This is a genomic window from Prosthecobacter sp. (assembly GCF_044226605.1).
Lineage (GTDB): Bacteria > Verrucomicrobiota > Verrucomicrobiia > Verrucomicrobiales > Verrucomicrobiaceae > Prosthecobacter.
Genome location: NZ_JBGAGS010000010.1, coordinates 205280 through 224508, shown reverse-complemented (window position 1 = coordinate 224508; position 19229 = coordinate 205280). Strand labels below are relative to the sequence as shown.

Below are 19229 nucleotides of genomic sequence, written 5' to 3'. Positions count from 1 at the left end.
CATGTGCGGTCTGGCAGCGCTCACACAGACAAACCGGGTTATCGTGACACCCCACGCCCTTTCTGTCCCTTCCGTCCTTTTTGTCCTTCTGAATTCGCCCACCTTCCCCAATCCACACGCTTTTCCAACCGCTCATAATACTAAACTGCCCTTCTTCGCCTTTCGAGACAAACACCCCGGCTTCACACCGTACGTTCGGAGACATTCCACTCCACCGCCGCTCCTCATGACCACCTCGCGTCGCTCCTTCCTCAAGAACTCCACCCTCGCCTCCGCAGCCGCCGCCTTCCCCGCCTTCGTTCGCGGCCAGAACCTCAACAGCAAGCTCCAGGTCGCCTGCGTCGGCGTCAATGGCATGGGCTACAGCGATCTCCACAACGTCGGCTCCCACGCCGCCGTGAAGTTCGTCGGCTTCTGCGATGTCGATGCCAACCGCTTCGACAAAGCCGACAAAGAGTTCCCCGGCGTGAAACACTTCTCCGACTACCGCGAGATGTTCAGCACCCTCGGCGATGGCCTTGACGCCGTCACCGTTGGCATCCCCGATCACATGCACGCCCCCGTGGCCGTGGCCGCCATGCAGAAAGGCAAGCACGTCTACTGCCAGAAGCCCCTCGCCCACACCGTCTGGGAGGCCCGCCAGATGCGCCTCTGGGCCGAGAAGAAAAACCTCGTCACTCAGATGGGAAATCAGATCCACTCCTCCATCGAGTACCGCATGGGCACCCGCCTCATCAAGGAAGGCGCCATTGGCAAAATCAAAGAAGTCTATTCCTGGGTCGGCGTCACGGGCAACGAGCGCACCCGCATGTTCCAGCCGCCTCCTTCCGCTCCCGTCCCCGCCAATCTGAACTGGGATCTCTGGATCGGTGCCGCGCCCATGCGCGAATACGCCCCCTCCTACCATCCCTTCATCTGGCGCGACTGGCAGGACTTCGGCGGCGGCGGCCTCGGCGACTTCGGCTGCCACATCATGGACCCCGTCTTCACCGCGCTCGATCTCACCGCCCCCATCAGCGTCCACGCCAAAAACAGCGGCATCAACAATCAGATCTGGCCCACCCATGAGACCATCAACTACGTCTTCCCCGGCACCCAGTACACTGCCGGCAAGACCATGAAACTCACCTGGATGGACGGCGGCCTCAAGCCCAGCCACAAGCTCGCGCAGATGCCTGGAGACGTCGATCTCCCAGGCAGCGGCTCCATCTTCATCGGCGAAGGCGGCACCATGGTTCTCGCCCACGTCGCCGGCCCGCGCCTCTACCCGCTCGACAAGTTCACCGGTTTCAAATATCCCAAAGAAGAAGGCCGCAGCCACTGGCACACCTGGGTGGACGCCTGCCTCGCCGGCACCAAGACCAGCGACGGCTTCCACTACGCCGGCCCCCTCGCTGAAACCGTCCAGCTCGGCAACGTCGCCACCCGCCTCGCCATCCCCAAGATCGACCCCGTCACCGGCCGCATGGAAGAAGCCAACAAAGTCCTCGAATGGGACGCTTCGAACTTGCGGTTCCCCAACGCCCCCGAAGCCGACGCCCTCCTCACCAAAACCTACCGCAAAGGCTTCGAAGTCCCCGCCGCCTGATCGCCGCAGCGCTCTTCATTCCCCTCGCCAACGCTCTGCGTCCTGGAGTGCGCCGGCCCTCCGGCGCTTTCGTACGTCCCACGCCGTCCTGGCTTTTCGCCAAGGCATGCGCGTGGCGACGGTCCGGCACGAGTGGGACCATCCTGGTTCCACAAACTTTCGCAGGGGCTGCTACTTTCATTCACATACGCAGCCGGAGCAAAGCCAGGGCGTTCTTGATCACACCGCGTCCTCCAGCAGCATCTCACCGCCTTGCCGCCGCAGACCCTCGATATCGCTGCTCCACAGCCCATCGCGATAACGTGCAATGAGTAGCTTTAATCACGTCTCCCCGCGCCTCCATTTCTCCCCAAGCACTCCACTGCCCATCCCCAACAACCGTAAACCACCGTCAACAACCGTTCAGCCACCGTCAACCTCCCCTCCACTTCCCCCAAACTTTTCCATGCGCTAATTGAGTGGCTGGCGTAATTATTGCGTCAGACACACTATATGAACTCGGAAAACACGAACGAATCGTCGTCTTCCCTCAGCGGAAGCCTCCTGCTCGCCTCACCGGCCATGCGCGACTCCAATTTTGCCCGTTCCGTGGTTTTCATGGCGGCTCACACAGCCAAGGACGGTGCCTTCGGCTACATCCTCAACCGCCCTCTCGAGCAGTGCGTCGCCGATCTCCTCCCCGACCAGGATCTCGGCCCCCTCGGCGAAGTCCAGGTCTTCATGGGCGGCCCCGTCTCCACAGACAAGCTCGCCTTTGCCGCCCTCCACTGGAACAAACGCCGCCGCACCCTCCGCTGCCAGACCCATCTCTCCGTCGCCGATGCCCTCCACGCCCTCAGCCTCGGCCATGACGTCCGCGGCTTCGTCGGTTATTCCGGCTGGAGCGGTGGTCAGCTCGAAAGCGAACTCGAAGTCCGCTCCTGGATCACCACCAGTGCCCGCCCCCTCGTTCTCACCGTCGAGAAACCCACCCAGATGTGGTCCGCCATCCTCAAAGACATGGGCCCCGTCTATCAAATGATCGCCGGCATCCCCGAAGACGTTGGCTTGAACTAATCGCCCCGGGAGCGCCGCCTGCCCTTCGAAGCTTTAGCGAAGAACGGGGCACTCCGATGCCGCTCTGGAAACGCTCCCTTTGCTGCCAGCCTTTTCGTTACTGCATTCACGCCAGGCTTGAATGGCCCACCGCTGCTAGGCTGGATGTGTTTGGCGTCACGGTCGTTCTTTGCCCAACAAATCTGTCGCCTATGATAGGATTCACGTACTCGACAAATTTGTTGGCCGTCCAATGGTTCGACAATAAATTGTCCCATGCGCGCACTCTTTCTTGCTGCCATCATGATCGCTCTTTGTTCAGGGCGTCTTGTGGCTGCACTTTCCTTCGGCGCCACACCAGAATGGTTGTCGCATCAAGCGTCCTTAAGCTTTGTTGGTGTGCCGCAGAAAGTGGTCGTTTCGCACCTCATTGGTGATCGTTGGCTGACAACCGTGCAGTTTCGAATAGATAAGCGCATTAAAGGTCCGCTATCGGTTGGTGACCTCGTCACTGTGACATCAATTGATCACAAAGGTAGAACGGACCAGATGGACCTCAATAGTGCGGTGGTTAGGAAGCGTGATGTTTTGGTTTTGGCAACAATCGCAGAGAATACGTTTCCTGAGACTGACGGACTTTACATCTTCCTGCCGCATTTTTGGAACTGTCCAGTGTTTTACGCTGATGAACCCGCGAAGTGGATTTACACAGAGGCGGGAGCTGCCATTCGAGATTACTCCGAGGTTCTCAAGTGTATCGAGGCGCAGTCCACCAAGGAAGCAGAGTTGATTCGAAGATACTGGCCCGGTAAGATAGTCCCGAAGCAGATAGATGCCGAGTGGGGAACTGAAGCGCAAAAGGATCTTTACGGAGGTAGTGCAGTTCTAATACAAAGTCTTGAATACAAGGAGCCAGAAAAGACCGATTCCCCTCCAAAGAAACAGGAAGGCGAACAAGACGGTGGTGGACAACCGGCTACCCGTCCCGAGCCGAAATGACTCTCTTGACTGCAACCCTTGACCCTGTTGCGGAGTGGCGCTCCCGGTAGCCGGTGCCACACCTCGACGTTAGGCATTACTCGCGCGATGACATTTCAGCATCCAGATGTTGAGAAGGCTTACAAGCGAGTCATGGCCTTGCACATTGCTGATTTGACCGACGAGGCGCAGCCGGTCTTCGCTTTGATGGATGTTTACGGTTGGTTTCGGCTGATAGAGGGCGAGTAGAGTGCCAAGATTCAGGAGATTATCAGTCTTTTGCTGTCGCATGAGTTGCGTCCTGGATTGAGGAGTTGGTATCGGAGACATGCTGGCAAGGACACCAACATCGCATTCACGGAGTTTCGAGATCATTTGAGCGAGTTGGCTGGTGAGATATTTGTGTGACCGTGATGCCAACCATTCGTCGCAGCGAACGACACCTTAGACTCTCTTCAAAGATTTTTTTCACCTCTAATTTTCGTTACCCTGTCTCCTCCATCCAATCTTCGAAGTAACCGCAAAGCCCCACAAAAAGCAGCTCCAAATCTTTTGCGACTCTTTGCGCCTTTTTGCGGCCAACTCCACTTCCCACCTCCGCCCCCCTACTTCGAAAACTCCCTGTCAATCGCATCCAGATACTTCGAGATCGGATCCGTCCGCGGCGGCAGTTCTTTTTTGATCGTTTCCGGCAGGTTCAGGTAGTTGTCAAACTTCCGCGACAGCCCGCCGCTCTCGCTCGCCTCAAACCAGTCCAGATAGTCACGCACCGCGATCGACTTCTGATACGCGATCAGCGCAAACTCATGCAGCGTCACCAGCCGCTTCTCCATGTCCTTCGTGCGGCCCGCCTCAATGTCCAGCACCGCCACGAGATAACCTCTCACCACCGGGCGAAACAGCACGCTCACCCGCAGCTCCAGCGCACGCAGCGCAGCCACGTTTTCGGCCAGTATTTTGGTGCGGTCCGGATGCTTCAGAATGCGCTGATACTCCTCCAGCGGCAGACTCACCGGCACCAGCGGAGAGGCCGTGCCTGCGGTGGTTGAAGGTGGCAGCGACTTGATCTGTTCCGCCGTGGCAGGCTTCGCATTTGGATTCGTCGTGCGGGGTTTGTCAGATTCAGCACTCTTCGTCTTCGCCACCGGTTTGGAGTTCGGATTCGTGCTCCGCGGCTTGCTGCTCTTCTTGGCAGCAGGCTTCTCATCGGCGGCAGGCGCGGGCTTTTTCTCCTCCTTGGGTTCCACCTTCGGCTCCTCTTCCGGCTTGGGCTTGCGCTTGCGGAAGTCAAACAGCGGCTCCGCAGTCGGGCGCGGTGCGTCGGGCGCCAGCAGTTGCCAGGCATCTGCCAGCACCGGGGAGATCAAGCGCGCCACATCAAAGGCTGTCGGCGGCTCCGCCAGCGCCTGTTTGTCCTTCGTCGCAGGCTTGTCCGCTTCCTCCTTCGGCGTCTCGTCCGCCGGTTTCTTGCCGCCGCGGAACCAGTTCATCGGATTCAGCTTCGTCGGCTTCTTTTCTTCCTTCGGCGGCTCCGGTTCCTTGGTCTCCACCGGTTCCTTCTTGGTCTCCGCTTTCGCCTTCGGCTTGGACTTCTCCGTTGTCGCAGTCTTCGCCGCAGGCGCTGCAGAATTTTCCGTCACCTTCGTCTTGGGCTTCTCCACGGCCGCCGCAGCCTCCTTTTCAGACACCTTCTTCTCTCCCGTGCCAGCGCCAAACAGACGCCCCATGAACCCGGGCTTCTTCTCTTCTTCGGCCTTCGCCTCTTTCTCAGCCACAGCCGTGGAAGCGGCAGCGGCAGATTCCGCGGGCTTTTCGGCAGCTTTGGTGACGCTCTCCGTTTTGGTCTTCGGCTTCTCAGTCGCAGGCGCTGCTGCGGCTTCCTTTTCAGGCTCCTTCTTGGCGCTGGCTTCGCCGCCCCCGCCAAACAGCCGGCCCATGAAGCCCGGCTTCTTCTCCTCCTGTGCCTTCGCATCCTTCTCTGCGGCTGCGGCGCTTTCCGCAGCCTTTGCCAGGCTCTCCATCTTGGACCTCGACTTCTCTGCGTCAGCCGCTGAAGCTTCCTTGTCAGCCGTCTTGCCTTCGCCCTCCTTGGGGCTGCCATCACCGAGAAACAGCAGACGCCTCAGCAGGCTGCGCTTCGGTTTGCCATCTTCCTCACTCGTCGCCTCTGTCTCCTTCTCCTTGTCCTTGGTTTCAGCCGTGCTGTTCCCCTTCGCCTTGGGCTTGGCAGCCGCATTGGCAGACGATTGGCTGGCATGCGCCGCCGGTGCAGGCGCATCCACCACCTGCAGCGGCGCGGGCAGCACAAACGGATGCATCTTCACGTTCTTCGGCACATCGGCGGGCAGCGCTTCGTATTGGATCGTGATGGCTTCTTCGATCGCCTTCAAACTCTCCGCCGCAGTGAGCGGTTCGGCCACGCCCGGCTTCGCCAGCGATGCCAGCTGCAGAGACCACCACTTGTTCAGGCTCGAAGCCGATGCCGCAAAGCCCGGAAAGGCCGCGCTCAGCAGCTCCCGCTCCGACCGTGGGTCCACCGCCAGCGAGTTGAGAAACTTGTTCAGATGTTCCGGCCCGTTGGGCTGGTCCACCAGCGCCAGCACCAGCGCGCTGCACGAGGTGTCATAAATCGTTCGAGACAGCCCGTCCATTTCCGTCGGAGAGGCCTCGATGATTTCCTCAATGCCATAAACCTTGCCGCTGCGGAACAGCGAGGCAAACACCGCGCTCGGGCTCGTCGTGGCGCGGTAGTCCATCGCATGCAGCACGCCCGTCAAAATCCAGTCGGGCAGCATCAGCCGCCCTTTCGGTATCTCCATCTTCTGGTGGTTGCGCAGAATGCGCTCCGCCAGCAGCGCGCGCACCACTTCCTTGCGCAGGTCCGCCACATTCATTCCCGGCTGTTCATTCACCGTCACCTGCAGGTGAAAGCCTCCAAACGTCAGCTCAGACACCGTGGTCGAGATCGCCGGCCCCTGCGCCTTCGCGGCTGCCTCCCCGGTGTTCAGCAGCACCACGATCGGCAGCACCCACGGCTCCTTGTCATTGAGCACCTTCCGCACTTCCTGGGCGATCTCCTCGCACCGTGTGGACATCGCGCTGCGCGTCTCAAACACCTTCCCGTGCACGACGAACTGCCTGCTCGTGCTGGTGGAGCTCGTCACAGGTGCTTTCTCCGAAGGAGACGCCACCCGCGGCACCTCGGTCACCGCGGGCTTCTGCGTCACCGCCTCCAGCGCCTGCATCTTGCTCAGGGAGCTTTCAGACGGCACCACCCCTGGCGGTACAGTCGCCGCCGGCGCTGGGACGCCTGCCGGAGCCCCTGGCATGGGTGCCTGTGCAGGTCCAGGCGCAGGTGACGACGGCACCGGCACATTCGCCGGCGCAGGCGGTCCACTGTTTTGCAGTTGCCCCGGCACCGGCGGCACCATGAAGGTCTTCGGAGCCTCGATGGCTGCCGCTGCTTCCTTCTGCGCCTGCGTCAGCGGTGGCACCGTCGCCTGCCCCATCGCCATGCATGGTACATAGATAAGCGAGAGCACTCCTCCTCGGATGATTGGTAAGCGGCGTTTCATGCTGTGGGAAAGCGGGAATCAAGCACGAGCTTGTCCTTGTCGAGGGTGATCTGCGTCATCTGAAACAGCGCCCGTATTTCCGGGTCCAGCGCCTCCGCCAGCGCACGCAGGGAAGGGTAGATCGGCCTCATCATGCCCCGCGGCATTTGCAGGTGTCCATACGCGCCGCTCAGCAGATCCACCTGAAAATGATTCCCGTCCCGCCTCACGGCCAGGTCCACGCTGGCGGTCCTCGTATGCCCGTGGATCTTCCACATCACATACAGCCGCGCGCGGTCCGGTTCCAGGTCGAGGCGCGCTCCATCAAAGGTCACCCATCCCCCCAGCATCCCGTCGATCTTGCCATTCAGCGTCGTCGCCAGATACCGGTTGATGTCCGCTTCACTGATCTCGATCACCGCCGCCCGCTTGATCGCCGCCTGCCTCAGCGTGTCCACCAGGTCCTCCGTCTTTGCGGATTGAGACGCAAGAATCTTCGGCGTTTCCGCCGGCCGGTGCGCCACCCACGCCGCTCCCGCCAGCATGCTGATCCCGAGCAGCCGCAAAGTCTGGAACAGATGTCGAATCACGGCGTTTGGAGTGGAAAAGGGTGGCAAACTCAGGCGGAAGTACCCGCTGGCTTCGCGGGTGCCGGCGTGCTCGCCGCAGGCGCGGCAGCCGTCGTTGAACTGCTCGAGGAAGAAGCGCTTTCAGAATCTTTCTTCGCCGCCGCCTTGTACGAGTCACTCCGGTAGTCGGTGATGTAAAAGCCGTTTCCCTTGAAAATGAAGCCTGAGCCCAGTCCAATCTTCCTCTTCACCGGTCCCGGACAGCCCTCCTTCGGGCAGTCCGTGAGGTGCGGATCCTTCATCGACTGTTTGGCCTCAAACTGATGACCGCAAGTCTGGCATTCGTATTCGTAAGTTGGCATGATGGTTTTGAAATAAGCCCGCGCCGTTTTGCAGATGGGCGCAGCAGGGAGTGAGTATGCCGCTTTGCACCCTCTGCTGCAAAAGGATTTTCCCCCTCCCTGCTTCCATCCTCCAGCATTCTATGCTCGACACCTGCCCGGTGTGCGATGTATTATCCGGCCATGGCCACGCTGTTCCAAGAAACCGTCTTCATGACGAATCTTTACGCCACGCCCGCCGACTGGCAGCGCGATTTGTTTTATTCCGTGGTGCGCGCAGGCCATTTGAAGGCCGGGTTCGAGCACCGCATCGAGCGGGAAACCTACCCCGGCCACGAGCTGATTCTCTGCCTCAAAGGTCGCGGCTGGGTCCAGGTCGCGGGCAAACGCCATGAAGTCGGCCCCGGCGCCCTCCTCTGGGTGAACTGCCACCACCCCCATCTTTACGGCGCCGCCAAAAAAGACCCCTGGGAGCTCTACTGGATGCGCATTGAAGGCCGCTCCCTCGACCGCATCGCCGAGCTCCTCCAGGTCCGCTCCCAGCCCGTGCTCGAAGGCATCAATGAGCAGGCCATCCGCCAGGAGTTCGAGCGCGCTTTCCAATACATGAGCGGCACCCGTCCCAGCGATGCCGCACTCGCCAGCGCCGCCGTCGCCGCCATCATCGGCCTCGCCTTCCACGTGCGTCTCTCTGAGCCCGGCCTCGTCCAGCCCGAGCTACCCTCCGCAGTATCGAAGGCCCTTGAGCGCATGCGCCTTTACTTCCACCTGCCCATGCGCGTCATCGAGCTCGCCCAGCTCAGCGGCATGAGCGAGAGCCACTTCAGCCGCCAGTTCAAATCCGCCATCGGCACCAGCCCCATCGACTGGCTCCGCCGCGAGCGCATCAATCAGGCCAAACGCCGCCTCATCGAGTCCGACGACCCCGTCAAAGAAATCGCCCGCCAGGTCGGCTACCACGACCAGTTCTTCTTCTCCAAAGACTTCAAAAAAATGACCAAGCTCACCCCCACCCAGTTCCGCGACCAGGAGAAGCAGCCATAGTAGTCTTCTCGCTCCGCGAGAAGAGCCCAGCGCTCCCGCCAGCTTTCCAGTGCCCGAAAAACCCAACGATTCGGGAGCAGGTTCCCTCTCCCCGCCCCTGACTCACGATTCTCCAAGATCCCCGCCGGAGAATCGCAGCGAAGCGAAGATAGACTGCCACAGGCAGCCCGAAGGGCGAACGTAGTGAGTCAGAGGGTTGGGGTGAGGGGCCATCATCCCATCCGCTAGCGTGCGATTCCATCGCCACCTACCCCACCAGCGCCTTCCGCTTCACCCGCTGCTCCACCCACGCATGCGTGCGTCGGAAAATAAAATCCAGCAGCAGCGCCAGCACCGCGCCTGCAAATGCGCCGCCGATCGCGCCATACACGGCGATCATCCAGCTCGCGTCCACCTTGTCCAGAAACGCCCGTCCCACCCACGCCGTCACCGCACCAGCGGGAATGCCCGCCAGAATGCCGCACTGCAGCAGCAGCGCCCGCACCGCCGTGGCCGGCCGTTTGGTGAAAAACCCCAGCGCCACCGAACTCGACACCACGCCAAGCATCGCCAGCCCTGCCGCGATCATGCAGGCAAACAGGCCAATCCCAATGCCAACGCCGATCAGGACGACCATGACAATCAGCGCGATGAGTCCGGGAATTCCCATGCCCTTAGCATCAAACCCAAATCTCGAATTTCAAATGTTCATTTCAACGCGCATAGTGCGCTGATGACTACGCCCCCCGCACCCCAGGGACTCCTCGGCATGAAGCCGGAGGAGATTTCTGCCGTGTTCACAGAGCTGGGCCAGCCCGCCTTCCGCGCCAAACAGCTCGTCGAATGGGTCTTCGCCAAACGCGCCGCCACCTTTGAGGCCATGACGAATCTGCCCAAAGCCACGCGCGAAGCCCTTGCCACCCGCTTCGTCACCCGCACCATGACCATTGCCAAGGTCACAGGCTCTGCTGACACCACGCGCAAATTCCTCCTCAAGCTCCACGACGGCCGCTATGTCGAGACCGTGCTCATCCCGGCCAATCCCGCCCTCTACGGCGGCGCTTCCGATCGCCGCACCCTCTGCGTCTCCAGCCAGGTCGGCTGCGCCTACGACTGCAAATTCTGCGCCAGCGGCCTCGCCGGCTTTACCCGCAATCTCACCGCCGCCGAAATCGTCGAGCAGATCGTCCAGGTCGAAGCCTACGCCGGTGAGCGCGTGGACAATCTCGTCTTCATGGGCATGGGCGAGCCCCTCGCCAATTTCTCCAACGTCACCAAGGCCATCGAGATCCTCAATGCCGAGTGGGGCATCGGCATCGGCGCGCGCCACATGACCGTCAGCACCAGCGGCCTCGCCCCGCAGATCAAAAAACTCGCCGACTTCCCCCTGCAGATCCGCCTCGCCATTTCCCTCCACGGCGCCACCGATGAAGTGCGTGAAAAAATCATGCCCGTGAACCGCAAGTACGCCCTGGCCGAGCTCTTCGAAGCCCTCGACTACTGGAATCAAAAGCGGAAGCAGTTCCTCACCTTCGAGTTCATCCTCATCGCCAATGTGAACGACAGCCTCCAGCAGGCCCAGGCCCTTGCCAAACGCGCCCGTGCCGCCAATGCCAAGGTGAACCTCATCCCCTACAACACCGTTGACGGCCTCGACTGGGTCCGCCCCAGCGAAGCCAGCCAGGATGCCTTCCTCGCCGTCCTCACCAACGCCGGCGTCACCGCCACCCTCCGCCGCGAAAAAGGCCACGACATCTCCGCCGCCTGCGGCCAGCTCCGCCTCAAGCAGGAAACTGAACTCGGCATCATCGAGTCCCCCATCCCCGCCAAACGCATCACCATCGGCGGCGGCATCGACTAAGGTAGGGCGGTTGGTCCCCCAACCGCCGCCGAGCGTCGCCTCGCCACCCTATCTTCACAGGTCCCCGCATGGCTCACCCGTGTGGTGGTCCGCACTCTCCGAGTGCGGTTTCTGGCCCGTCACTCACACGAAACGCTTGGTTTCCATCCGCTCCAGCGCAGCAGGATTGGAGTACGACAGACACTCTTGTTTGTCGATCAGCGCTCTCCAACGCCAAGCCCGACGACCAGCCCACAAACATCCCTTCCAAGAACTGGTCCAAATGCCCCAGCCTCTCTCGCGGAGTTAAACGAACTCCTCTTGCTCCAAACTACCTCACCCGCGCCGGCTTCCTCGCCGCAGACGGCGCACGCTTCACCGGCCGCTTCAGCTTCGGTGCAGACGCCACCGGTTTGGCCGCAGCCGTGGCATTCGCCTCCTTCAGCTCACGCAGTTCCTTCTCCACTTCCGCCAGACGCTTGGACGTCGCCTCCAGCTTCCGCACCACCAGTCGCGCCACAAATTCATACAACGCCGCATGGAAATCCGGATCCTCTTCACGCGGATGGATGTCCTGCAGAAACTTCTGGTCCACCGCCAGGCACACCGCCTTGTTGGAGGCGATCACGGACGCCAGACGCTTGTCATGGTTCACGAGCGCCAGCTCGCCAAAAACTTCCCCGATCCGGGTGATGGCAGCCACTTTCTTGCTGCCGACCCGCACCTCCAGCTCACCACTGAGCAGGACGTAGATGCGGGAGTCGATGCTGCCCTCTTGGATGATATGGTCTCCCGGCTCGCATTGCAGCAGGCTGCTGGAATTGAGCACATCATCAAGCTGGTCATCGCTAAAACTGGCGAGAGCAGGCACCGCGCGCAGGGGCGACGGGCTGTGCTTCTCGTCGTGGATGTAAGCGAATTCTTTCATTGAATATGCAGGGATTCTGTCAGGAGGAAGGCCGTGGGGACAAGACAAATTTCCGTCATTTTCCGGCAGCCTTCACCGCCGCGTCATACGCAGGCCAGAAATCGCTCGGAGACATCAGATCATTTCCTCCGTCGTCAAATCGCGTGCCGATTTTCTCCAGCGGCAGCGCCTTCGCCACATCGATCCCCGCCTTGATGTTGGCCGGTGTGAAGACCAGCCGCGAGAGCTTCATTCCTTTCAAAGGTGACAGATCCGTCACCGGCGTCTCCGCGATGTGCAGACGCTGAAGGTCCGTGCCTGCCAGCGGAGTCAGATCCTTCACCCGCGTGCCCTGCAGAGTCAGGCTGATCATCGGCACCGTTTTCAGCGGACGGATGTCCTCCACCGGGCAGTTCGTCAGCCACAGCATCTGGATCGGGCATTTGGCGATCCCCGAAAGATCTCCGATCGGGCAGCCGAGCGCATTCAGTTCCTTCAGCGGCATGTTTTCCAGCGCCGCCAGATTTTCCACCGGCGTGCGGCTCAGGTACAGCTTTTCCAGCGGCATGCCACGCAGCGGAGACAGATCCCGCACCTTCGTGTCCTCAAGGTACAGCTCCACCAGCTTCTTGCCCTGCAGCGGCCGCAGGTCGGTGATCGGCGTTTCGCTCAGATCCAGCACCACCGGTTCGATGTGTTCGAGAAACTTTGCATTTTCGATCTTTGCCCCCTTCAGGCTCAGCGCCACCACGTCCCCGGCCTGGATGTTGAACTGTCCCTCTCCCATGTACGTCGGGTTGTGGTACTTGATCTCCGTGTGCATCATCTGCTCCGTCCAGTACACCTTCTTCGGTGCGTCCTTGGCAGGTGCAGGCGCAGCTGTGGCAGGCTCTGGCTTGGCGTCAGCAGGAGCCGCCGTCATCGGCTGCTTTTCCATCGGCTGCTTTTCCGCCACCGCCTTTTCCATCACCGGCTTTTCCGCTGCCTGCTGTTCACCGCCCTGCTTTTCCGCCACCGGCTTGGGTGCATCCACAGGTTTTTTGGCCTCATCACCACACTGGGTCAGGAAAAGAGGCAGGAGCAGGACGAGCGGCAGGTTGGGCTTCATGCCAATGGGCATGCCGGATTTCCCCGGGCGATGCAAGCCGGAAGTGAAACAAGAACGGCAAATGGACGTTTTCGCCTCACCACCATGCGCCCTCTCCTTCTCCTCGCATCCCTGCTGCTCCTGGCCTCCCCGGCCCTCGCTGCCAAACCCAACGTGCTGCTCATCGTCGCGGACGATCTCGGCTACAACGATGTCGGCTTTCAGGGCTCCAAGGAGATCACCACGCCCAATCTCGACAAGCTTGCGGCGCGCAGCCTCGTCTGCACCAATGGCTACGTCTCGCATCCCTTCTGCAGCCCTACGCGCGCGGGCATCATGACCGGCCGCTACCAGCACCGCTTTGGTCATGAGAACAATCCCGCCTGGCTGCCTCAGGACACCGTCGCCGGCCTGCCGCTCACCGAGACGACCTACCCGCACCTCATGCAGAAAGCAGGCTACACCACCGGTGCCGTGGGCAAGTGGCACCTCGGCGCGCATCCGCAGTTCCACCCCAACAAGCGCGGCTTTGACGAATACTTCGGCGCTCTCGGTGGCGGGCACATGTATGTCCCGGGCACTAGCGGTGGTGCGGAATACAACATCCCGCTGAACCGCAACGGCAAGGATGAGGCCCAGACCAAGTACCTCACCGAGCAGTTCGGCGATGAAGCCTCGTCCTTCATCAGCCGTCACTCCGGCGAGTCCAAGCCCTGGATGCTTTACCTCGCCTTCAATGCTCCCCACACCCCCCTTCAGGCACCGCAGAAGTGGCTGGATAAGTACTCGCAGATTGCCGACAAAAGCCGCCAGACCTACGCCGCCATGGTCTCAGCCATGGACGAGGCCATCGGTGCCGTTCTCACTCAACTCGAGACCACCAAGCAGGGCGACAACACGCTCATCTATTTCGTCAGCGACAACGGCGGCCCAAACTTGCAAGGCCGCACCGGCACCAACTTCACCAACAACTCCCCGCTGCGCGGCGCCAAAGGCATGGTCTATGAAGGCGGTATGCGCGTGCCCTTCCTCGTCAGCTGGCCCGCCAAAATCAAACCCGGCAAATACGAGCAGCCCGTCATTGCTCTCGACTTCCTGCCCACCTCCCTCGCCGCCGCGGACTCCGCAACACTCACTCCGAACAACCTCGATGGCGTCAATCTGCTGCCCTTCCTCGGCGGCGAAAAATCTGGCGCACCGCACGACACCCTATTCTGGCGCACTAATGGCCCCGGTGGTAACAACGCCGTGCGCCGTGGCAGCATGAAGCTCGTCCGCCTCGGCAAAGCGGAGCCTGAGTTGTACGACCTCTCCACCGACATTGGCGAATCCAAAAACCTCGCCGCTGAAAAGCCTGAGGTGGTGAAAGACCTCGTCGCTGCCATCGCCGAATGGGAAAAAGGCACCATCGCCCCCATTTTCGAAAGCCCCAAGCAGGGCAAGCCGGCGGCGAAGAAGAAAAAGAATTAGGCAGCCAAGCGGCGTTTCTGGCAGGATGCGATTCCTCATGCAGCGCCTTCTCAGCTTCCTTCTCCTGTGCTCTTTCGCTTGCGCGGACGAGTTCGATCCCCTGCGCACGGTCATCGGCAAAGCCGTCGCCAAAGGAAACCCGCCCGGTGCCGTGCTGTGGTTTGAAACCGGTGAGAAAAAACTCACCCTCGTCGAAGGCCAGCGCACTCTCGTGCCGGTCAGAGAGGCCATGACCGAAGACACCATCTTCGACGCCGCTTCTCTCACCAAGGTCGTGGCCACGTTGCCATGCGTGCTACTCTTGATGGAGCAGGGAAAAATCAGTCTCGAGGCCGAAGTGCGGACCTACATCCCGGAGTTCCGCGCGGGCATCACCGTCCGCCATCTGCTCACCCACACCTCCGGCTTCAAACCCGGCATTCCCAGAGAGCCGGAGTGGACCGGTTACGCCACAGGCATCGCCCGCGCCGTCGCCTCTGAGCCCGACGGCCCGCCCGACCGCTTCTTCCGCTACTCGGACATCAACTTCATCCTCCTCGGTGAAATCGTTCAGCGCGTCAGCGGCATGAAATTAAATGAGTTTGCCACGAAGCATGTCTTCGAGCCTTTGCACATGGACTCCACACGCTTCCTGCCGCCGGACGATTGGAAGCCACGCATCGCCCCCACCGAAAAAGACGAGAGCGGCGTCATGCTGCGTGGCGTCGTGCACGATCCCACCTCGCGCAAAATGGGCGGCGTCACCGGTCATGCCGGCCTTTTCACCACGGCAGGAGATCTCGCCAAATACGCCCGCATGATCCTCCACGGCGGTGCCGGTGTGCTCAAACCGGAGACCATCAAGCTCATGACCACGCCGCAGACCATCGCCACCGTCTTTGAGCGCCGCGGCCTCGGCTGGGACATCGACTCCCCCTTCAGCCGCCCGCGCGGCAAAACATTCCCCATCGGCACCTTCGGCCACACCGGCTTCACCGGCACCAGCCTGTGGATCGATCCTCCCTCACAGACCTTCGTCATTCTCATGAGCTCGCGCCTCCACCCCAATGGCAAAGGCAGCGTGCGCGACTTGTACGAAGACATCGGCACCGCGGCCGCGCAATGCACCACCCTCAAACTCACCAGCGGCCCGCCCTGGCCCCGCGATGAAAAAGAAGTCCCGACCGTGCTCAATGGCATCGACGTTCTCGTTCGCCGCAAGTTCTCCGATCTGCGCGGCAAGCGCATCGGCCTCATCACCAATCAAACCGGCATCGATGCCCAACGCCGCAGCACCATCGATCTCCTGGCCAACGCGCCTGAGGTGAAGTTAAAAAAACTCTTCAGCCCGGAGCACGGCATCCGTGGCGAACTCGACCAGGAAAAAATCAGCAACTCGGTGGACAAAAAGACCGGTCTTCCCGTGCTCAGCCTCTTCGGAGAAAAGCGTGCGCCCACCACCGAACAGCTCGCCGACATCGACGCCCTCGTCTTCGACATCCAGGACATCGGCTGCCGCTTCTACACTTACATCGGCACCATGCGTCTCTGCATGGAGTCCGCTGCCAAGGCCAAAAAAGCCTTCTACGTTTTGGATCGCGTGAATCCCATCGGCGGCCTCGTCGTGGAAGGCCCCGCGGTCATCGATGCCGAGAAACCCACAGCCACCCATGCCATCCCCCTGCGCCACGGCATGACCGCCGGCGAACTCGCCGCAATGATGAACGCCGAGCGCGGCTTGAACTGTGATTTGAAAATCATCCCCGTCGAAGGCTGGCAGCGCCACATGCTCTCAGATCAAACCGGCCTCCCCTGGATCAATCCCTCCCCCAACATGCGCACCCTGAACGCCGCGCTGCTATATCCTGGTATCGGCTTGCTGGAGTTCAGCATCAGCGTCGGCCGTGGCACCGACACTCCCTTTGAAGTTCTCGGCGCGCCCTATGTGGATGACCTGCGCCTCTCCTACGAGCTCAACAAGCTCGGCCTCCCCGGCGTGCAGTTCACCCCCATGCGGTTCACCCCAACCGCCAGCGTCTTCAAAGGAGAAACCTGCGGCGGCGTCCGCATCGCCATCACAGACCGTACCGCATTGCACCCAGTTGAGGCGGGCATCGCCATCGCCTGCACTCTCCAGCGTCTTTACCCCAAAGAATTCAAACTGGCCCTCGTGGACACACTGCTCAACCGGAAGGCCAGTGTGAACTCAATGCGCGAGGGCGATGCCTGGAAAAAAGTGGTCGCAGGCTGGGAGGCTGAGACGCAGGCATTCGAAGTCCGCCGCAAAAGCTTTCTGCGATACTGACGCGCCATTTCAGAAGTACGACAGACACTCCTGTCTGTCGGTCAGCGCCCCCTTGTCCCCCAGACTCCCAGGCATTCCCACCTCACTTACCTGAGAATTCCCACGGGAGATGACTTGCACCCACCGGGCGGGTCTATGCTACCATGCCCACAATGAAATCCCGCCGCTTCCTTCTCCTCTGCGCCCTCGTCCTTGCCGCCTGCGGCAAAACCTCCGACAAACCAGCCGCCGCCTCGAAAGGCACCATCGGCGTCTCCTTGCTCACCCTGCAGAATCCTTTCTTCAAAGTCATCGGCGACAACATCGCTGCCGAGGCCGCCAAACACGGTTACGAAGCACTGGTCGTCAGCGCGGACGGAGACGTCGCGCGGCAGAGCAACCAGATGAAGGACTTCATCGTCAAAAAAGCAGCCGCCATTGTGCTCAGTCCGGCAGACTCCAAAGGCATCGTGCCGGTCATCCAGGAGGCCAATGCAGCAGGCATCCCCGTCTTCACGGTGGACATCCCTTGCAACGAACCCGGCGTGAAGATCGTCACCCAGGTCGCCACGGACAACTTCGGCGGCGGAAAGATGGCAGCCCAGGCCATGATCGAGGCGCTGAAAGGGCAGGGGGGCAAAATCGGCGTGCTGGACATGAAGCAGGTGGAGTCCTGCATCCTCCGCGTAAAAGGCTTCAAGGAAGTCCTCGCCGCCCACAACGCCACCGCTCCACAAAAAATCGAGATCGTCAGCGAGCTCGACTGCGGCGGCGCGAATGACAAAGGCTACAAGGCCACCGAGGACATGCTGCAGGCGCAGCCAGACCTCGTCGGCATCTTCGCCATCAATGATCCTGGCGCTCTCGGTGCCCGCGGCGCTCTGGAAAAAGCCGGCAAGGCAGACAAGGTCGTCATCATCGGCTTTGATGGTCAGCCCGAGGGCAAGCAGGCCATCAAAGACGGCAAGATCTACGCCGACCCGATCCAGTTCCCTGACAAGATGGGCATGGAGGTGGTGCGCGCCTTCCTGCGCCATTCCAAAGGCGAGGATCTGCCGCCGCAGATGCTCATTCCCACAAGCTTGTATCGCAAAGCCGATGGTGCTGCGGATGCTTCACTGAAATAATCCTGATGCAGCCCGCCGGTCTGTGGTTTCCTTTTCTTATGAGATCGCTCTCCTTGCTTTTATTCTTTGCCTTCAGCTCAGCGCTGGCCTTCGCCGCCGATCCAAAGCCTGATTCCGAATTCACCACCACCGATCCCAAAAAGGTCAAAATCCTCGAAGACTCCGCTCGCGAGAAAGACCCCGAGATCGATCACTTCAGGCATCTCTGCCCCGGCCTCGCGGGCTATCAGGTCATCCATGAAGGCGGCGATCTCCGGAGCTGGATCAATCTCCTGTATGACGGCCGGAAGACCGACCTCATGAACGACACCCTCACCGCCTGCCCGGGTCAGTTCCCGGCCAAGGCCAACGATGTCGTGCAGTGGCGCGGCCTCCGCCGGGGCGGCGCCTTTGTGCCTTACGCCATCATCTACCGCATGCGCTCCAGCGCAGACGACGCAAAGCAGACACCCATCGAAACCCTCGTCATCATCCGGCTCGACAAAGATAAATCCCGCGTCGTCGGCCACGTCGCCGCGAAGGAAGGAAATGAAAAAGCCGAGATGCTGGCGGACAAACTTTGCAGGCCGTGAACAAACCGACGATGAAAAAGCAGGTCCCGTCAGTCGCGGTGATCGCCGCCCTCTTCGCGGCTTTCACCGCATGCGTTTTCAGCGCCGAACCCGCCGCCCCGGAGGTGCCTCACGTCCGCATCCTTTTCCTCGGCAACAGCTACACGGCGCATCATCAGCTTCCCTCCATGGTGGGAGAGCTGCTGCTGTCTTCCAAACTGCTGGCTCCCCACATCAGCAGCTACCTGCGCGGCAGCTTCAAACTGGAGGAGCATGCGGCGGATCAAACCGCGATGGATCTTCTCAAAAAAGGCGCCGATGACGGCCGGCCCTGGGATGTACTTGTGGTGCAGGAGCAGAGCATCGTCTCTGCCGTCGCCGCCGTCCAGCCGCCGGTGGCCCAGATGATGAATACCGGCCTTGCCAGGCTCGTGGCTGCCGCGCGGGAAGTGAATCCGCAGATCCTCATCGTGGACTTTCAGGTCTGGGCGCGGCATGAAAAACTGTGGAAGGAAAAGTCGGAGGACGCCCTTCTCACCGGCAGCACTCCGGAGGAAGCCCGCGCCCGCATCCACCGCGCCAATGTGAACGCCGTGAATGCCGCGCTGGAGAAAAATCCCGGCGCACAGGTGCTCGTCAGCCCCGTGGGAGATTTCTGGTGGATGGTGCACGATCTCTACCCCGCACTTTCTCTGTACGCAGAGGACGGCACGCACCCGGACATGCTGGGCACGCTGCTCGGCGCGTATGTCATCGTCGGCACCATTGGCGGGCGCGATGCCATCGAACAAGCCTCATGGATCCCGCCGGACTGCCCCGTGGTGCAGGTGTCGCGGCTGAAGAAAATGCTGCTGGATCACCCCGAAGTTTTCAAGGCCGCGGGAAAGTAGCACGGC

16 protein-coding genes are annotated in these 19229 nt (G+C 61.0%); 10 read left to right on the top strand and 6 right to left on the bottom strand.

Going from position 1 to position 19229, the window contains the following annotated elements; all coding sequences use genetic code 11:
• Positions 1 to 226 precede the first annotated feature (226 nt).
• The 3 genes from ACILSO_RS15880 to ACILSO_RS15870 all read left to right on the top strand — a co-directional run bounded on the left by ACILSO_RS15880 (position 227) and on the right by ACILSO_RS15870 (position 3622).
• Positions 227 to 1588 carry a Gfo/Idh/MocA family protein gene (locus ACILSO_RS15880; RefSeq protein WP_395738410.1) on the top strand — a complete coding sequence of 454 codons (1362 nt, stop codon included), beginning with the start codon at positions 227 to 229 and terminating at the stop codon, positions 1586 to 1588.
• 492 nt (positions 1589 to 2080) lie between these two features.
• Positions 2081 to 2644, top strand: coding sequence for a YqgE/AlgH family protein (locus tag ACILSO_RS15875; protein ID WP_395738409.1), 564 nt, complete (start codon positions 2081 to 2083; stop codon positions 2642 to 2644).
• Between the two features lie 255 nt (positions 2645 to 2899).
• On the top strand, positions 2900 to 3622 hold the full coding sequence (locus tag ACILSO_RS15870) for a hypothetical protein (protein ID WP_395738408.1): 723 nt from the start codon (positions 2900 to 2902) through the stop codon (positions 3620 to 3622).
• A 584-nt stretch (positions 3623 to 4206) separates the two neighbouring features.
• On the opposite strand, the gene ACILSO_RS15865 is transcribed toward ACILSO_RS15870, so the two are convergent.
• The 3 genes from ACILSO_RS15865 to ACILSO_RS15855 are packed head-to-tail and all read right to left on the bottom strand — an operon-like array spanning position 4207 to position 8086.
• Entirely contained in the window at positions 4207 to 7176 is a 2970-nt protein-coding gene (locus tag ACILSO_RS15865; protein ID WP_395738407.1) for a hypothetical protein, read from the bottom strand.
• On the bottom strand, positions 7173 to 7745 hold the full coding sequence (locus tag ACILSO_RS15860; protein WP_395738406.1) for a hypothetical protein: 573 nt from the start codon (positions 7743 to 7745) through the stop codon (positions 7173 to 7175). The genes ACILSO_RS15865 and ACILSO_RS15860 overlap by 4 nt, the downstream gene beginning before the upstream one ends.
• A 29-nt stretch (positions 7746 to 7774) precedes the next feature.
• Positions 7775 to 8086 carry an FmdB family zinc ribbon protein gene (locus ACILSO_RS15855; protein WP_395738405.1) on the bottom strand — a complete coding sequence of 104 codons (312 nt, stop codon included), beginning with the start codon at positions 8084 to 8086 and terminating at the stop codon, positions 7775 to 7777.
• Positions 8087 to 8248: 162 nt separating this feature from the next.
• Here ACILSO_RS15855 and ACILSO_RS15850 point away from each other — a divergent pair, with 162 nt between their 5' ends.
• Positions 8249 to 9109 (top strand): AraC family transcriptional regulator, encoded by an 861-nt coding sequence (locus ACILSO_RS15850; RefSeq protein ID WP_395738404.1) that lies wholly within the window; start codon positions 8249 to 8251, stop codon positions 9107 to 9109.
• 247 nt (positions 9110 to 9356) lie between these two features.
• On the opposite strand, the gene ACILSO_RS15845 is transcribed toward ACILSO_RS15850, so the two are convergent.
• Complete coding sequence (locus ACILSO_RS15845; protein WP_395738403.1) at positions 9357 to 9758, bottom strand: hypothetical protein; 402 nt, start codon at positions 9756 to 9758, stop codon at positions 9357 to 9359.
• A 63-nt stretch (positions 9759 to 9821) separates the two neighbouring features.
• Here ACILSO_RS15845 and rlmN point away from each other — a divergent pair, with 63 nt between their 5' ends.
• Positions 9822 to 10949, top strand: coding sequence for a 23S rRNA (adenine(2503)-C(2))-methyltransferase RlmN (rlmN, locus tag ACILSO_RS15840; RefSeq protein ID WP_395738402.1), 1128 nt, complete (start codon positions 9822 to 9824; stop codon positions 10947 to 10949).
• Between the two features lie 310 nt (positions 10950 to 11259).
• On the opposite strand, the gene ACILSO_RS15835 is transcribed toward rlmN, so the two are convergent.
• A complete protein-coding gene (locus tag ACILSO_RS15835; RefSeq protein WP_395738401.1) occupies positions 11260 to 11856 on the bottom strand; it encodes a cyclic nucleotide-binding domain-containing protein in 597 nt (198 codons plus the stop codon).
• A gap of 55 nt (positions 11857 to 11911) precedes the next feature.
• Positions 11912 to 12943: a leucine-rich repeat domain-containing protein gene (locus tag ACILSO_RS15830; RefSeq protein WP_395738400.1), complete on the bottom strand. Its 1032-nt coding sequence runs from the start codon at positions 12941 to 12943 to the stop codon at positions 11912 to 11914.
• Between the two features lie 84 nt (positions 12944 to 13027).
• On the opposite strand from ACILSO_RS15830, the gene ACILSO_RS15825 reads away from it, so the two are divergent.
• The 5 genes from ACILSO_RS15825 (at position 13028) to ACILSO_RS15805 (ending at position 19223) form a co-directional block, all read left to right on the top strand.
• Entirely contained in the window at positions 13028 to 14392 is a 1365-nt protein-coding gene (locus tag ACILSO_RS15825) for a sulfatase (RefSeq protein WP_395738399.1), read from the top strand.
• Between the two features lie 37 nt (positions 14393 to 14429).
• Positions 14430 to 16676, top strand: coding sequence for an exo-beta-N-acetylmuramidase NamZ domain-containing protein (locus ACILSO_RS15820; RefSeq protein WP_395738398.1), 2247 nt, complete (start codon positions 14430 to 14432; stop codon positions 16674 to 16676).
• Between the two features lie 152 nt (positions 16677 to 16828).
• Positions 16829 to 17782: a substrate-binding domain-containing protein gene (locus ACILSO_RS15815; RefSeq protein ID WP_395738397.1), complete on the top strand. Its 954-nt coding sequence runs from the start codon at positions 16829 to 16831 to the stop codon at positions 17780 to 17782.
• 38 nt (positions 17783 to 17820) lie between these two features.
• On the top strand, positions 17821 to 18354 hold the full coding sequence (locus ACILSO_RS15810) for a hypothetical protein (RefSeq protein WP_395738396.1): 534 nt from the start codon (positions 17821 to 17823) through the stop codon (positions 18352 to 18354).
• Positions 18351 to 19223: a hypothetical protein gene (locus ACILSO_RS15805; protein ID WP_395738395.1), complete on the top strand. Its 873-nt coding sequence runs from the start codon at positions 18351 to 18353 to the stop codon at positions 19221 to 19223. Before ACILSO_RS15810 ends, ACILSO_RS15805 begins: the two co-directional genes overlap by 4 nt.
• Positions 19224 to 19229 lie beyond the last annotated feature (6 nt).

What these genes read in the sequence shown, in the direction of transcription:
- ACILSO_RS15880 (WP_395738410.1), top strand. Translation starts at nt 227, where the DNA reads ATGACCACCTCGCGTCGCTCCTTCCTCAAGAACTCCACCCTCGCCTCC.
- ACILSO_RS15875 (WP_395738409.1), top strand. Translation starts at nt 2,081, where the DNA reads ATGAACTCGGAAAACACGAACGAATCGTCGTCTTCCCTCAGCGGAAGC.
- ACILSO_RS15870 (WP_395738408.1), top strand. Translation starts at nt 2,900, where the DNA reads ATGCGCGCACTCTTTCTTGCTGCCATCATGATCGCTCTTTGTTCAGGG.
- ACILSO_RS15865 (WP_395738407.1), bottom strand. Translation starts at nt 7,176, where the DNA reads ATGAAACGCCGCTTACCAATCATCCGAGGAGGAGTGCTCTCGCTTATC.
- ACILSO_RS15855 (WP_395738405.1), bottom strand. Translation starts at nt 8,086, where the DNA reads ATGCCAACTTACGAATACGAATGCCAGACTTGCGGTCATCAGTTTGAG.
- ACILSO_RS15850 (WP_395738404.1), top strand. Translation starts at nt 8,249, where the DNA reads ATGGCCACGCTGTTCCAAGAAACCGTCTTCATGACGAATCTTTACGCC.
- ACILSO_RS15845 (WP_395738403.1), bottom strand. Translation starts at nt 9,758, where the DNA reads ATGGGAATTCCCGGACTCATCGCGCTGATTGTCATGGTCGTCCTGATC.
- rlmN (WP_395738402.1), top strand. Translation starts at nt 9,822, where the DNA reads ATGACTACGCCCCCCGCACCCCAGGGACTCCTCGGCATGAAGCCGGAG.
- ACILSO_RS15835 (WP_395738401.1), bottom strand. Translation starts at nt 11,856, where the DNA reads ATGAAAGAATTCGCTTACATCCACGACGAGAAGCACAGCCCGTCGCCC.
- ACILSO_RS15830 (WP_395738400.1), bottom strand. Translation starts at nt 12,943, where the DNA reads ATGAAGCCCAACCTGCCGCTCGTCCTGCTCCTGCCTCTTTTCCTGACC.
- ACILSO_RS15825 (WP_395738399.1), top strand. Translation starts at nt 13,028, where the DNA reads ATGCGCCCTCTCCTTCTCCTCGCATCCCTGCTGCTCCTGGCCTCCCCG.
- ACILSO_RS15820 (WP_395738398.1), top strand. Translation starts at nt 14,430, where the DNA reads ATGCAGCGCCTTCTCAGCTTCCTTCTCCTGTGCTCTTTCGCTTGCGCG.
- ACILSO_RS15815 (WP_395738397.1), top strand. Translation starts at nt 16,829, where the DNA reads ATGAAATCCCGCCGCTTCCTTCTCCTCTGCGCCCTCGTCCTTGCCGCC.
- ACILSO_RS15810 (WP_395738396.1), top strand. Translation starts at nt 17,821, where the DNA reads ATGAGATCGCTCTCCTTGCTTTTATTCTTTGCCTTCAGCTCAGCGCTG.